Origin of the sequence: Pseudoalteromonas aurantia 208, assembly GCF_014858725.1 — a bacterium.
Classification (GTDB): Bacteria; Pseudomonadota; Gammaproteobacteria; order Enterobacterales; family Alteromonadaceae; genus Pseudoalteromonas; species Pseudoalteromonas aurantia.
On record NZ_AQGV01000015.1, the window covers coordinates 20,796 to 34,777 of the forward strand.

The 13,982-nt window shown below is 39.9% G+C and carries 14 protein-coding genes; 3 read left to right on the plus strand and 11 right to left on the minus strand.

What is annotated here, in order from left to right; translation table 11 throughout:
* Positions 1–158: 158 nt before the first annotated feature.
* A complete protein-coding gene (locus PAUR_RS18675) occupies positions 159–1,937 on the plus strand; it encodes a M61 family metallopeptidase (RefSeq protein ID WP_192509246.1) in 1,779 nt (592 codons plus the stop codon).
* Between the two features lie 131 nt (positions 1,938–2,068).
* On the opposite strand, the gene PAUR_RS18680 is transcribed toward PAUR_RS18675, so the two are convergent.
* From PAUR_RS18680 to hisG, 11 genes are all read right to left on the minus strand, one after another.
* Complete coding sequence (locus PAUR_RS18680; protein ID WP_192509247.1) at positions 2,069–2,845, minus strand: dermatopontin-like protein; 777 nt, start codon at positions 2,843–2,845, stop codon at positions 2,069–2,071.
* Between the two features lie 354 nt (positions 2,846–3,199).
* The gene (locus tag PAUR_RS18685; protein ID WP_192509248.1) at positions 3,200–3,979 is read right to left on the minus strand and encodes a glycosyltransferase family 25 protein; all 780 of its coding nucleotides are present in this window, start codon (positions 3,977–3,979) and stop codon (positions 3,200–3,202) included.
* Entirely contained in the window at positions 3,969–4,463 is a 495-nt protein-coding gene (locus tag PAUR_RS18690) for a hypothetical protein (RefSeq protein ID WP_192509249.1), read from the minus strand. The genes PAUR_RS18685 and PAUR_RS18690 overlap by 11 nt, the downstream gene beginning before the upstream one ends.
* Positions 4,464–4,525: 62 nt before the next feature.
* Positions 4,526–5,137 (minus strand): bifunctional phosphoribosyl-AMP cyclohydrolase/phosphoribosyl-ATP diphosphatase HisIE, encoded by a 612-nt coding sequence (gene hisIE, locus PAUR_RS18695; protein ID WP_192509250.1) that lies wholly within the window; start codon positions 5,135–5,137, stop codon positions 4,526–4,528.
* Positions 5,128–5,907, minus strand: a complete 780-nt coding sequence (gene hisF, locus PAUR_RS18700) for an imidazole glycerol phosphate synthase subunit HisF (RefSeq protein WP_192509251.1) — start codon at positions 5,905–5,907, stop codon at positions 5,128–5,130. The genes hisIE and hisF overlap by 10 nt, the downstream gene beginning before the upstream one ends.
* Positions 5,889–6,623: a 1-(5-phosphoribosyl)-5-[(5-phosphoribosylamino)methylideneamino]imidazole-4-carboxamide isomerase gene (hisA, locus tag PAUR_RS18705; RefSeq protein WP_192510141.1), complete on the minus strand. Its 735-nt coding sequence runs from the start codon at positions 6,621–6,623 to the stop codon at positions 5,889–5,891. Before hisA ends, hisF begins: the two co-directional genes overlap by 19 nt.
* 11 nt (positions 6,624–6,634) lie before the next feature.
* Positions 6,635–7,225, minus strand: coding sequence for an imidazole glycerol phosphate synthase subunit HisH (hisH, locus tag PAUR_RS18710; RefSeq protein WP_192509252.1), 591 nt, complete (start codon positions 7,223–7,225; stop codon positions 6,635–6,637).
* Positions 7,222–8,283 (minus strand): bifunctional histidinol-phosphatase/imidazoleglycerol-phosphate dehydratase HisB, encoded by a 1,062-nt coding sequence (hisB, locus tag PAUR_RS18715; RefSeq protein WP_192509253.1) that lies wholly within the window; start codon positions 8,281–8,283, stop codon positions 7,222–7,224. Before hisB ends, hisH begins: the two co-directional genes overlap by 4 nt.
* A 10-nt stretch (positions 8,284–8,293) precedes the next feature.
* Complete coding sequence (gene hisC, locus PAUR_RS18720) at positions 8,294–9,367, minus strand: histidinol-phosphate transaminase (protein WP_192509254.1); 1,074 nt, start codon at positions 9,365–9,367, stop codon at positions 8,294–8,296.
* The gene (gene hisD / locus PAUR_RS18725) at positions 9,357–10,658 is read right to left on the minus strand and encodes a histidinol dehydrogenase (protein ID WP_192509255.1); all 1,302 of its coding nucleotides are present in this window, start codon (positions 10,656–10,658) and stop codon (positions 9,357–9,359) included. The genes hisC and hisD overlap by 11 nt, the downstream gene beginning before the upstream one ends.
* Before the next feature lie 4 nt (positions 10,659–10,662).
* The gene (gene hisG, locus PAUR_RS18730; RefSeq protein WP_192509256.1) at positions 10,663–11,562 is read right to left on the minus strand and encodes an ATP phosphoribosyltransferase; all 900 of its coding nucleotides are present in this window, start codon (positions 11,560–11,562) and stop codon (positions 10,663–10,665) included.
* A 307-nt stretch (positions 11,563–11,869) separates the two neighbouring features.
* Here hisG and PAUR_RS18735 point away from each other — a divergent pair, with 307 nt between their 5' ends.
* Positions 11,870–12,106 (plus strand): hypothetical protein, encoded by a 237-nt coding sequence (locus tag PAUR_RS18735; protein ID WP_192509257.1) that lies wholly within the window; start codon positions 11,870–11,872, stop codon positions 12,104–12,106.
* A 145-nt stretch (positions 12,107–12,251) separates the two neighbouring features.
* Positions 12,252–13,856 carry a methyl-accepting chemotaxis protein gene (locus tag PAUR_RS18740; protein WP_192509258.1) on the plus strand — a complete coding sequence of 535 codons (1,605 nt, stop codon included), beginning with the start codon at positions 12,252–12,254 and terminating at the stop codon, positions 13,854–13,856.
* Positions 13,857–13,982: the final 126 nt, after the last annotated feature.

Sequence of the window (13,982 nt, forward strand, 5' to 3'; positions counted from 1 at the left end):
AACACGCTTTTAAGTTTACAACAAATATTTGATTAATGTAGATGATTTTGTAATTAGCTGCTAATTATTCATCCAATAATGTAGATTCACCGCGTTTTTTAAATAATCGGTCGTATCTTTGTTAGGGTCCGTGGAACCGACGTTATGTAGAAATAATTATGATTAAAAATACTGCTTGGCTAGCCTTGACGGCATTGCCGTTTTTGTCTTTTGCTGAGGTTGAATATAGGCTGAAAATAGATCAACCAGAACATCATTTAGGCAATGTATCAATTTCATTTCCAAAATTAGCGCAATCTCACATAGATATCCAGTTGCCCGATTGGCGGACTGGTCGTTACGAGATTTTGAATTTGGCAAATGGCGTACGTTTGTTCTCTGCGACAAATAGCCTTGGTGCAGCATTAGAGTGGAATAAAGTAGATAAAAATACTTGGCGAGTCCATTTTGATAAGCCAACTGAAGTGAATGTGAATTACCAAGTATACGCGAATGAGCTTGGCCTGCGTGCTAGGCACATCGATGATAGTCATGCATTCATTGATGCTTCAGGGTTTTTCATGTTTAGTGATTCATTCAGGCAAGAGCCCATTAACGTTGAGTTGGAAGTTCCCAAAGCGTGGCGTTCTGTTTCTGGCATGAAATTCGGTGACAATCAACACAGTTTTGTTGCTCAAAACTATGATGTGTTACTAGATTCGCCAATTGAGACTGGTATAAATGATTTAAGTAAGTTTGAAGTCGATGGCCGACAATATGAGTTAGTTGTTTGGGGGGAGGGCAATTATGATATTGCGCTTATGTTGCGAGACCTTAAAAAGCTGGTCAAAACTGGGTCGCTGATCTGGGATGATTATCCGTATGAGCGTTACGTATTTATGGTACACGCTACAAGTGGTGCCCGAGGCGCTACCGAACATTTAAATTCAACTATAATCCAGAGGCACAGAGATAAGTTTTCAAAAAGAAAAGATTATATCGGTTTCATTTCTACTGCGGCGCACGAATTCATTCATACATGGAATGTTAAAAATTATCGCCCTTCTGGCCTAGTTCCTTACGATTATGTCGACATTAACTATAGTGATCTTTTATGGTTGGCGGAGGGTTCTACGAGTTATTTAGAAGATTATCTATTACTAAGTGCAGGAATAACCACCAATCAAGAGTACTTCAAAAGTTTGACTCGCTCAATTAACCGGCATTTGGCGACCCCTGGTCGAGAAGTTCAATCTGCGGCGGAAACCAGCTTTGATAAGTGGATTAATCAAGGAGGAGATCATGGCCGAAATTATAGTACAAACATTTATTCTGAAGGTGCGTTAATATCTATGGCATTGGATATTACGTTATTAAAGGATTCTGATGGTGCGGTAAGTTATAAAGATGTTCATCGGGAACTTTACAAGCAATTTAAGCTGCCAAAATCTTTTACCAGTCAGGATGTGAAGAATATACTGAAGCAAGTGAGCGGTAAAGATTATTCTCACTGGTGGACTACGCACGTAGATAGTCCATTAGACATTGATTTTGACGAACTACTCAGTTTGGTTGGTCTACAACATGTACTGCCTACATCGGCTGAAATAACCGCGAGTATTAATGCTCAGGCTAGTATTTCAGGCGAGTTGTTACTTTTAACACATGTAGCTCGTAATGGAGCTGCTTGGAATGGGGGATTGACAGCAGGTGATAAAATCGTCGCCATTGATGGCCATCATGTAAGGAATTCATTGGCAAAAACGCTAAAGTTATTAAAACCTGAAAAAAAGGTCCGTGTAGATTTTATTCGTAGACATAAAATACATAGCACTTATATTACTTTAGAAAAAGACTATAATATGCCTAAAGAAGTGAAGGCAGTTAAAAATCCATCAAAATTGCAGAGAAAAATGTATCAATCTTGGATGGGAATACCACATCCATATAGTAAGTAGCTTTACATTTAATGTTTTTCTTCATTAATTTAAAGAAAATAATTTAAATATAATAATGTGCAGGTTTTATGGTTTTATAATAAGCGAAGGTAACTTCGCTTATTATATTATTATTTACTATCTATTGTAGTTTACCAGTCAGATACTGAGTTACAGTAGCTTACTTGTGTTCTACGATCTTCATAGTGGTTATGATGTTGGCTAGCATAGCCAATTAATGCGCCGTTAGAACCTAAGTTCCAAGCTTGGTCATATGAACTTAGCGGTGTCACGTTGCATGATTCAGGTGTCAATGAAGCACCTGAACGAGAAGTTGCCATGTTTGCACAACTAAAGCTGAACTGACGGTCTTCAGTACCGTTATTGTGACGACTTGTAATTCCGGCTAAGAACCCACCGTTAGGGCATGAATAGTTAAATGCTGTATCGTATGAATTAACGTATCCAGACCATTTGGTTGTCTTACGATACATACGATCATTACCCGCTTTATATTTCGCGCATACAATATTGAATCTGCGGTCTTCTGTACGGTTATCGTGGAAGCTAGAAATAGATTTTATGAACATGTTACTTGGACATGTGTAGCTAAACGCTTGGTCAAAATCATTAACATAACCAGACGTTAATGTGCTGTGGACTTTTAAAGCGCCACCAACGTATATGGTTGCTTCTTCTTTTTCAAACTCAAGCACTAAACGCTCTGAGACATTATATTCATCAACAGAGTTTCCAGACTCAATTAATTCTATAATTGTTTCAATGTTTTCACTTTGACTAGCTGGGATACGATAAACTTTAGAGTCAAGTTTATATTCCATGTATTCGTTGTTATCTGCCATTGCAGATGTTGAAAACAAACTTGCTAGACCAAGTGCTAAAGCACTTTTTAATAATTGTACTTTCATTTTTATTCCTTTAATAAATTTATGTTTTATATATTCGCGATTATTAATCGCGGGATTTATAATTATTCAACGTGAAGCCTGTGTCAATAATAAATTAATAAATTAATTTTTTTGAAGTTCAATAATTTCAATTATTAGTACTTTTTTTCATGGTTGTTGTGATATTTAAAGGCGAGGGGGGAGTGGTGGTTTCGGCAAGGGCAATAATTAAATTTTACTATTAATTGTTGATGGTTAATAAATGTTGGCATATTATCTTTTTAATATAAATAAACGATAATATGCACAAGTATAATTTGCTCAATAATGATTTAAGGACAGTAGATCTTATACTCTATCTATTTTAAATGGAGTTTAAGCTCTATTTTCATTTAAGTTCATATATTTTTTTATGACTCGCTGAGTATGTTTTTTATTATTTAATTTTTGGGTCATTTGCTGGAGTTTTCTGCGCCAAAAGGCAGATCTGAATTGTAGCCCTTTAGACATAGCTGCAATTGTACTATCAAACTCTAGATCTTGTTTTAAGGGGCAAGGGCTTAAGGTTAAAATTTCGATATCTTTTTCCCACCAGTGTTGATAGTCAGTGTCAACAGGTCTGCCAAAGGGAATTGATGCGTTTAATATCTTTTTTGCCCCCATGAGAGAAACTGCTTGTGCACACGTCCCAGCAGAGACTTTTTGCTGAATTCTCAAATTGAACTGATCATTTAATTTGAATTCATAGGCTGTAGGGCGCTCCCTGTTGCCGTATTCAGCTAGTTTGATCATGTCCCAATCAAATGGAATATCGCTTAACGATGCGATAGCTGAGTTGAGATCTGCGACAACTTTAAAGTCATCTTCTAGAATTACAGCATACTTAATATTATTGTCGACTATATGCTGTAACACTTTTAAATGGCTCATATAGCAGCCAATTTCACCAGGGCTAAGTGGTTTATGATATTGCGTCCGATTTAACTCAGCAGAATAAAATTTATTCTTTTCGTCGAGACTGATCTTTGCTCCGTAAACGGCGCTGACTCGTTCAAAAGTGAGCCCTGTTGGGGCGAGTCGTTCTTGAGACTCGTGAAGTCTGTCAGTACTATTGTCAAGGTTAATAAGAAAAACAGGAGGTGTATTATTCGTCATCGGGCATTATCTCTAATTTTACTTGCCAAGGGCTGTGCTGATTTAATGTTTCTGCAACTGATAGATGGACTATCAAAGGTTCAGATGGGTGAGTGAAAATGGTACTTTTTGTTGTAGTTATCAAGCCCCAGCTTTCATTGAGGCATTTCGATAGCATCGATTTTGAGGTTGTATAAGTGTCTTTTGCAACAGAGAGTGCATCAAAACTTGTCTCGCAGTGATATCCAGTAATACCAGTTGAGTATTCACTAATCTGACATTGCTCACCGACTAAGTGATATTTAGCATACCAAGAAGTTAAAAATGGGGTGTTAACTTTACTGCCCTTTAGCGGGCGAAACTTATCTTTTGCATTTTCGACTAGTGCTATAACTTTTTCACAGTCAGTCATTTTGGCGATGTTAGCCGTTTGAGCTGTGGAAAGCGTGTTGCAGCCAGTTAAACCAATAACAAGAGCAAAAGCGCAATGAAGAGGTTTTACCATGGTGAGGTCCTTAACTATTTTTAGCAAGCATACCATGGTAAACCGTAAAGAACAGAATAGCGTTATTTCTGCCTGCTTTGTAGGCAACTTATAACACTCGACAAATCAGTTTCACTTCGTTGTAACAACACCAGCAAGTGATAAAGTAAATCAGCAGATTCATTCTCTAGTTCATTTTTGTCTGCCTTCATAGCAGCTAATGCGACTTCAACGCCTTCTTCTCCTACTTTTTGGCAGCTTCGACTGATGTCTTTGGCAAATAATGAAGCAGTATAGCTTGTCTTAGGGTCATCTTGCTTACGAGATACAATCACTTGTTCTAACTCGGCTAAAAACCCAAGGGCAGGTTTTGCTTCTCCAAAACAGCTTTGAGTCCCTAAGTGGCAAGTTGGTCCTTCAGGAATAGCAAGCACTAAGATAGAGTCTTGATCGCAATCAGTATGCGCACTCACTAAATTGAGCACATTGTTAGACTCTTCTCCTTTAGTCCATAAACGCTGTTTTGAGCGAGAATAAAAGGTGACTAATTTTTTCTCTAACGTTACATTTATTGCTTCGCTGTTCATAAATCCTTGCATGAGGATCACACCTGATGTGGCGTGTTGAACGATAGCAGGTAATAATTCTGCTTTCTCAAAATCTAGTTTTGAAATGTTGGTTGGTGTTAATTGCATAATCTGCTCGCTATATTTTGAGTGGCTAAAAATTGCTTCAACTCTTTTATATTTATTATGTTTTTGTGGAATACACTAGCGGCCAAAGCGCCATCTACGTGACTGCTTGTAAACACGTCGGCAAAGTCTTGCATGGTACCAGCGCCGCCAGAAGCGATAAGAGGTACGTCACATATTGCTCGAATTTGACTTAACTGGTCGTTATCATAGCCTTTTCTTACGCCATCTTGATTCATGCAGTTTAATACGATTTCACCTGCGCCAAGCTCTTGAACTTTCCTAACCCAATCTTGGGTTTTATAGCGTGTACGGCTAGACGCATTTGGATCTCCAGTCAACTGATAGACCAAGTATTCATCTGATTGTTCATCATAAAAACTATCTATACCTACCACGACGCATTGTTTACCAAATTCATCATGTAATTCCTTAATAAGCTCTGGTCGGGCAATGGCAGGGCTATTAATACTTATTTTATCTGCGCCTTGCTCGAGTACTTTCGCAGCATCCGCAACGGATTTAATGCCCCCAGCAACACAGAAGGGAATATCGATATGTCTCGCTATATTTTCTACCCAATTTACATCCAGTAAGCGCTTTTCAACACTGGCGCTTATTTCATAGAATACTAATTCATCAGCGCCAGCTTCACTGTATAGTTTAGCAAGATCCAATATATCTCCGACGACCTCATGACCTTTGAATTTGACGCCTTTAACAACTTGTCCATTCTTCACGTCTAAACAGGGAATTATGCGCTTTGATAACATTTTAGCGCCTCCTCAACTGTAAACGCATTATCTAATAACGATTTTCCAAGGATTATGCCGCTGACGCCAATCTTGACTAGTTTTTCTATGTCTTCTAATGAACTTACCCCACCAGAAGCTTGAACCTTTATAGCAGGATTGTGCTTGCACAGTTGTTCGTAAAGAGTAAATGATGGACCTGTCATCGTGCCATCCTTACTGATATCCGTACATAGAAAATCAGCAATGCCTAGGCTGGCATAAAAATCGACTAATTCGAACAAATCGACTTTCGCATCAGAAAGCCACCCATGTGTCGCGGGTGCCCACCCACTTTCAGTTTTATTAACATCCAGGGCGATAACAAAGTACTCAGGCCCAAATTCTTTTATCCAGTTCGATACTTCTGCTTGTTTATCGACCGCCATCGAACCAATAACAACTTGTGCGGCTCCTGCGTCAAGCCATTGCTTTACATCTTCATAGCTACGAATACCACCGCCGACTTGATAGGGTACAGATAACGCGCTGGTCGCGGCTTGAATTTGCAGCCACTGTTTATTTTTAGGGTCTCTGGCGCCCTCAAGGTCGACTAAGTGCAACTTTTCTGCACCACTTTGTTGGTAAGACATCAGTCGTTCATCTAACTGAAACGGATAAAATTGTGCGGTATCGTATTTACCTTGATATAGCCTCACAATCTGGTTTTGTAATACATCTAGCGCAGGTATGATCATCATAAATTCCTTTACAGCTGCCAATTTAAAAAGTTTTGTAACAAAGTTGCGCCAATTTTAGCGCTTCGTTCAGGGTGAAATTGCATTCCTGCATAATTATCTTTCGCTACGATTGCAGAAAAACGCTGACCATACTCACTCTGAGCAAGGGTTACTGAACTGACTGCATGCGCGAAACTGTGCACAAAATACACCTGGTCGTCGCTATTGATGTTTTCAGTTAATGGGTGCTTGATACACTCGCTTAAATTATTCCATCCCATGTGAGGTGCAGTTAAGTCTTTCACATCTAGTTGAGAGATCACGCCAGGTATTTTGCCGAGACAGTTTATATCGCCTTCTGCGGTTTTATCACAAAGTAGCTGCATACCTAGGCAAATGCCCATTAAAGGCTTTTGGTACTCATCAATTGCCGCATTCCACCCAGAGCTAGTAAGGCGCTCCATTGCCACTTTTGCATGGCCAACACCTGGTAATATTGCACGGTCAAAGTGTACCAATTGCTGAGGATCAGTAATGACTTCGGGGGTAACACCCAGCCGCTCAAAGGCAAACCGCACAGAGTTGATATTGGCACACCCAGTATTTATAATTGCAATCATAAGCACCCCTTAGAGCTTGCCGTTTGTTGGGTTATATCTTGGGCTATCGCCATTCTTAAAGCGCGTGAAAACGCTTTGAATAACCCTTCAACTTGGTGGTGGCAATTTCCATCAGACACCGACAAAATTAGACTAAACTGTGCATTGTCTGCTAAAGATTTGAAAAAGTGCTCTACCATTTGCACATCCAAATCGCCGGTGCTCTGTCGTGTGAAATTGGCATTGAGTACAAATGACGCTCGCCCAGACAAATCTAGCTGGCATTCGGCTTTACATTCATCCATTGGGAGTGAAAATCCATATCGGGCAATCTGTGATTTTGTACCAAGTGCTTGTTTTATCACTTGCCCCAAAGCAATGCCAACATCTTCTACTAAGTGATGCTCATCAATATGTAAGTCACCTTTAGCGATAATATTCAAGCCTATATTGGCGTGCGTTCTTATTTGGTCTAGCATGTGGTCAAAAAATCCTAGCCCAGTCGAAATTTCGCCATTTTTTGTTTGGTCTAGGTTGGCTGATACGCTGATCTGTGTTTCTTTTGTATTACGGCTTACAGTCGCTTGCCTATTTAATGTCGTTAATTGTGTGACAATGTGGGACCAGCTTCCTTCATACAAAATGCCTTCAATGCATAAGTTTTCGGCAAGACCTATATCGGTTTGACGATCCCCAATCACATAAGATTTAGCAAGATCCACTTTGCCAGAGCGCATAATATCGGTCAGTAACCCGGTTTTAGGCTTACGACATTGACAGGCTTGCTCGTCAAAATGGGGACATATGAGAACGTCTTCAAAACGTATGCCTTCACCTTCAAAGATCTCCATCATTTTGTCTTGTGCAATATCAAAGTCAGCAGTTGGGAAACTATCAGTGCCAAGCCCGTCTTGGTTAGATACCATGACAAGCTTGTAACCTGCATTTTGAAGTTTTAACAAGGCTGTTATCACATTTGGTAACAGCACGAGCTTTTCAAGGCTATCTACTTGCTTGTCTATTGCTGGCTCATCTATTAACGTGCCATCTCGGTCGATGAATAAATATGGACTACTCATGATTAATTCCTTACACCTGCGCAGAGATGGCGTTCAGCCAATCTTTTACAGATTTTAATTCTTGTTCATTACCAATTGATATGCGTAACCAGTTATCTTGGTTGTATAACTTAAATGGCCTCATTATTAAACCTGTGTTGGTAGCAAGCGTTAAAAGTGCTTTGTCTTTTAATTGCAAAGTAACGAAGTTGCCTTCACCACTGAGTATTTTCGACACTGCGGGAGATTGCTCCAACCAATCTATGAGCGTTGCTTTTGCTTTATTCAAGATCACTACTTGGCGTCGCATTTGTGTAATTGCGTCGCTGCATAACGCATTGGCGGCAATTTGCGCCACAACAGTTGAAACTGGGTAGGGCGCGATTACTTTACGAACCGGAGCGAGTGTATTTTTGGCGCCTAACATGAAGCCAGTACGCAAACCCGCTAATGCAAATGCTTTTGACAAGGTTCTCAATACAACTAGATTATCAAAGTCTTTGATTAATAATGCACAAGAATATGACTCAGAAAACTCAATGTACGCTTCATCAACAACAACAATGGCTTTATTTGCTAGCGATTTAGTAAGTTCAGCAATCTTTTCTACAGAGGTGACGGCACCTGTTGGATTATTTGGATTACATATAAACACCAGCTTACTACCTGACACAGCATTAATGATGTCTTTTACTTCACCATTGAGTAATAAGTCTTGAGATAAGCTGTTAATTTGAACATTGTGGGTATCGGCAGTTACTTTATACATCCCATAGGTTGGTAAGAACAGGGATATACGGTCTTTTGCCGGTTCACAATATGTACGTACTAAGAGTTCAATACCTTCATCTGCACCTCGGGTCATAATGACCTGATCAGAGTCCACACTTGCATAAGTTGAATAGGCATCGATAACAACCTGAGGTTGTGGATCTGGGTATCTATTTAAGGCGCGAATCTCGATGCACGCCTCTTTCGTATACGGACTTTCATTCGCGTTTAGCCAAGTATTGCCCGATATTTTTTCGCTTTTAGCTGAACTATAAGCTGTCAATGCTGCTATGTTGTCAGGCAATAAGGTTGCTTGTGCTGGTTTATTCGTCATTTTCTAATTGCTCCAATCTTACTTTTACGGCATAGGCGTGAGCGTCTAACCCCTCGGCCTTTGCAAGGGGGAGTATCGCCGTACTTAATGACTTAAGCCCTTTTTTCGATATTGTTTGGACCGTATATGTTCTAAAGAAATCTAATAGATTTAAGCTAGAATAAACTTTGCTATAACCATAAGTCGGTAACACATGATTGGTGCCAGATGCGTAATCCCCTGCAGATTCTGGTGTGTAGTCTCCCACGAATACAGAACCGGCATTGGTAACCAAGTCTAAGTATTTCTGAGGCTCTTTGAGTTGTAAGATTAAGTGTTCAGGCCCATATTCTGCTGAAACTTTGAAAGCTTGCTCGATTGAATCAACTAATATCAAACTGCTATTTTTCATTGCTGCTTTTGCGATGTCTGCACGAGGCAGGCATGAAAGTTGTGAACTGATAGCTTGCTGAGTTTGGTTAATTGTTTCCTGATCATTACAGAGTAAAATTACCTGTGAATCTTGGCCGTGTTCTGCTTGAGATAAAAGATCTGCAGCGATAAACTGAGGATTAGCACGCTGATCGGCAATGACCAGTACTTCTGAAGGGCCTGCGGGCATATCAATTGCGAATCCAGGTTGGTTTTGACTTAGCAATTGCTTTGCCATAGTGACATAACTATTTCCGGGGCCAAAAACCTTGTTTACTTTAGGCACTGAATTTGTTCCAAACGCCATTGCTGCAATCGCACCCGCTCCACCGCTTTCAACAACCGTCGTGATGCCACATAATTTAGCGGCATATAAGATAGCTGGATCAATGCGTTTATCACCATTTACAGGCGTCGCGAGAACAATTGTATTTGCGCCACTAAGTTGCGCACAAACACCTTGCATTAACACAGATGAAGGCAAAGGTGCACTGCCACCTGGCACATAAAGACCAACAGCATCAATAGCCTGATAGCGAAGCTCACATAGTACGCCTGCCGTAGTTTCCAGTTCGATGTTTTTTGGTCGTTGTGCTTGGTGAAACATTTTAATATTGTTATATGCGGTATCAATTGCCGCCTTCAGTTCCGTCGATAACGCGTGTGCGCTGTTATCTATCTCATCTTGCGGGACAATAAGTCTCACATTACTGCGTTTATCAAATTTCTCAGCAAATGTAATAAGTGCCGCATCACCGAGCTGTTTGACTTGCTCAATTATGTTATTAACAGTGGCTTCAATACTTGCACTGGCTGATACAGCTGGGCGCATTAGAGCGCCTCGCTGCTGTTGTGACGTCAAGTCGTTCCAACGGATCACGTGCCTACTCCATCATTTTTTCAATTGGCATAACGAGAATTGAATTTGCACCCAATGTTTTTAACTCTTCCATGGTTTCCCAGAATAGAGTTTCACTGCTGACCATATGCAATGCGACGTATTCATCGCTGCCAGCCAGGGCAAGTAAAGTTGGCTGACCAGTGCCTGGTAGCAGAGCACAAACTTCGTCGAGCTTGTTTTTTGGTGCATGGAGCATAATGTACTTGCTTTCTTTTGCTTGTTTTACGCCTTTCAAGCGCGGCATTAACTTTTCAATTAAAGCTAGTTTTTCAGGATCTTGAAGTGATGGGTTTTGAATAAGGCAAGCGTTAGACTCTAAAATTGTTTCTCCTTGCATTAAACCATTGGCTTCTAGCGTCGCGCCTGTAGAGACTAAATCACAGATCGCATCAGCCAACCCAGCTCTTGGTGCTACTTCCACCGACCCGGTAAGCATCACAGCGCTTGCATTTATATTTTCACGCTTAAGATATTGCTTTAATATTTCTGGGTATGTTGTCGCTATTCTTTTACCTTCAAACCATGATTTTGATTGCTCACCTAATTCTTGTGGCCACGCAAGTGCTAAGCGGCAATAACCAAAATCTAATTTGGATAGCTTAATTACATCAGCGCACTGTTGTTGATTTTGTCTTTCGGCTTGAGACTCTACAAGGACATTTTCACCAACAATGCCGAGGTCGCATACTCCGTCCATCACTAAACCTGGAATATCGTCATCACGCACACGTAATACATCGATAGGCATGTTGGTTGAGTGCGCAATTAAACGCTGTTCACGTAAATTAAGTTTAACGCCAATTTGTTTTAAAAGGTCTTGGCAGTCTTTTGATAAACGGCCTGATTTTTGAATTGCGATACGTAGTCTATTTGTGTTGCTCATAATTTATTTTCCTTAAGTTATAAAACTAAAAACCCCGAGGGAACCTCGGGGCGAAAATAAGCTATGATTTTTTGCTCGCCGGAGGTTCCTTTTAGGAATAACCCACCAGCGAAATACCTGACAGGTTATCCCGATGAATGATGATGGTGATGTATAGCTGTCATAGTATTGAACATGGTTAACTCTTCGTTAGTATTTGATTACGTATATAGATAAACATATTTACAGAAAGTAACGCAAGCTTTTTTTATATAAGCTTTAGTATATCTTATAACTGCCGATAATAAGTTAAGGTAAACGGTAAGAGATGAATCAAATGGATGCACTTAAACCATTGTTGTTTAACATTGTTCGTTTAGAGGTTCAGCATAAACCATTATTTTATATAGCTGGGGTACAAGAAAGTGCAATTGATAGAGTAAAATTAGAGCGTGCAAAAAAAGAAGAAATGAAAAAGAAAAAACAGCACATAGATGCAAAAAACAAACAAATTAGCAACAATCAAGACCCTGAAAGCGACAAACACCTTGATACATGGGCATAGTGCTTATGTACTAATAAAAAAGTTGTAATTTTTAAGCCCTTCAAGATATAATTATTTTTAACTTACCAATATCATTACACTTTTACCTACTTAAGTGGTGAAAAGAAAAATGCAACGGACATGCAGTTTATTTAAGGTTGTAAACATGAGTCTTACTATAGTTCAAAAACTCTATGCTGCATTTTTTGCAGTATTGTTTTTACTTTCTGGCACTTCTGCTTTTGTAATTATTAAAGAAATTCAGATATCAGACGTAACAAAAGAAGTTGCACGTGACGACGTGCCTGGTGCATTTGTTTACATGCAGCTTATCGATGAGCTCGGCGATGTAAATACGGCATTGTATGCAATAGTAAACAATGTTGATGGCGCCATTCTTACTTATAATAAAGATAAAAATGAGTTATTAGGCTACTACGATCAATTGTATAAATTAGAATCTAAAAAGCCCGCAGATAGACGAGTTATGGCAGAAATAAAAAATTTAATTGATGCCGTATTAGACATGTCTAATCAAAAGATAATTAATTCAACTGCATCTATGGAAGATAAGCTCAGGACTTTAATTGATGTTGAACAGCGCTATATATCTAAACTAGAGGATATGCTGGAATTAGGCGCGAATGAAGAAAGGGATGATACATCACGTGCAATGAACAAAATTCAGAACGAACTAGATTTACTTAATAAAGTGCTGGTGGTGATTACTCTTATTGCAATTGCCATTAGTGTTGTGATTGCGTGGCGGTTGGGAAGCTCTATATCGAAACGTTTAAAGTTGGTAGCTGCACAAGCGGAAAACATTGCCCAAGGCCGTTTAGATATTATGCCGCTTACCACAGGTAATACGGATGAAATAGGTGCTTTATCATCCTCTATAAACGATATGCAACGAGCTTTGACAACATTGGTAGGGCAAATCAAATCGGTAACCAGTGAGGTTGGTAGCAGCAGCTCAACGCTCGAAACAATTAATCAGCAAGTGGCTGAAGGGATCAAAGGGCAACAGCAAAAAGCAGATCAAATCTCTACTGCTGCGGCACAAATGAGTAGCTCTATTGCTGAAGTAGCCCATCAAAGTGTTGACGCAGCTGACATTGCAAACCAAGCGGGTAGCAGTGCAAGCCATGGAGGAAAAATTGTAAACGAAATGGTGCTAAGTATTCGCAACGTATCAACCACTATTCAAGACTTGTCAGACTCAGTTGGTAACCTGGGGCAACGTGGTAAACAAATTGGCGAAATAATCAAAGTGATAAATGAGATTGCGGAACAAACTAATTTGTTGGCACTGAATGCTGCGATAGAAGCTGCACGTGCTGGTGAACAGGGGAGAGGGTTTGCCGTGGTTGCTGATGAGGTAAGAGGATTAGCAAGCCGAACTGCGACAGCGACACAGGAAGTTGCGGAATCGATAAGCGCGATTCAACAAGAAACGGATATAGCGGTCTCTAGAATGGCGCAAAGTACCGATGTGGTTGATAAAGGAGTGTCATTGAGTGAAGAAGCGTTGGCTGCGTTAGAGGATATAGTGAGTCAAGCGCAGACTGTAAATAGAATGATTGATTCAGTCGCGGCTTCAGCAGAAGAGCAAGCCGCGGTTACGAAGGAAATTAGTCATGATATTGCCGATATTAATGATATAGCCACTGTTGCGGTCGGTAACTCAGTGTCTGCTCAATCTGCCGCAAATGTACTCTCAGATAACGTTGCCCATCTTGAAGATGCATTAGGCAAATTTAAAGTCTAATGCTGCAGCCAAGCGTATAGAGGTGACTTGCTCTATACGCCAACTATTCGTACAATTATCGAAACTATTCTAGTAGTACTAAAAATTTGTCTATACAACAGGTATTTTCAGAGCAAGGACCTCTTG

What these genes read in the sequence shown, in the direction of transcription:
- PAUR_RS18675 (WP_192509246.1), top strand. Translation starts at nt 159, where the DNA reads ATGATTAAAAATACTGCTTGGCTAGCCTTGACGGCATTGCCGTTTTTG.
- PAUR_RS18680 (WP_192509247.1), bottom strand. Translation starts at nt 2,845, where the DNA reads ATGAAAGTACAATTATTAAAAAGTGCTTTAGCACTTGGTCTAGCAAGT.
- PAUR_RS18685 (WP_192509248.1), bottom strand. Translation starts at nt 3,979, where the DNA reads ATGACGAATAATACACCTCCTGTTTTTCTTATTAACCTTGACAATAGT.
- PAUR_RS18690 (WP_192509249.1), bottom strand. Translation starts at nt 4,463, where the DNA reads ATGGTAAAACCTCTTCATTGCGCTTTTGCTCTTGTTATTGGTTTAACT.
- hisIE (WP_192509250.1), bottom strand. Translation starts at nt 5,137, where the DNA reads ATGCAATTAACACCAACCAACATTTCAAAACTAGATTTTGAGAAAGCA.
- hisF (WP_192509251.1), bottom strand. Translation starts at nt 5,907, where the DNA reads ATGTTATCAAAGCGCATAATTCCCTGTTTAGACGTGAAGAATGGACAA.
- hisA (WP_192510141.1), bottom strand. Translation starts at nt 6,623, where the DNA reads ATGATCATACCTGCGCTAGATGTATTACAAAACCAGATTGTGAGGCTA.
- hisH (WP_192509252.1), bottom strand. Translation starts at nt 7,225, where the DNA reads ATGATTGCAATTATAAATACTGGGTGTGCCAATATCAACTCTGTGCGG.
- hisB (WP_192509253.1), bottom strand. Translation starts at nt 8,283, where the DNA reads ATGAGTAGTCCATATTTATTCATCGACCGAGATGGCACGTTAATAGAT.
- hisC (WP_192509254.1), bottom strand. Translation starts at nt 9,367, where the DNA reads ATGACGAATAAACCAGCACAAGCAACCTTATTGCCTGACAACATAGCA.
- hisG (WP_192509256.1), bottom strand. Translation starts at nt 11,562, where the DNA reads ATGAGCAACACAAATAGACTACGTATCGCAATTCAAAAATCAGGCCGT.
- PAUR_RS18735 (WP_192509257.1), top strand. Translation starts at nt 11,870, where the DNA reads ATGAATCAAATGGATGCACTTAAACCATTGTTGTTTAACATTGTTCGT.
- PAUR_RS18740 (WP_192509258.1), top strand. Translation starts at nt 12,252, where the DNA reads ATGAGTCTTACTATAGTTCAAAAACTCTATGCTGCATTTTTTGCAGTA.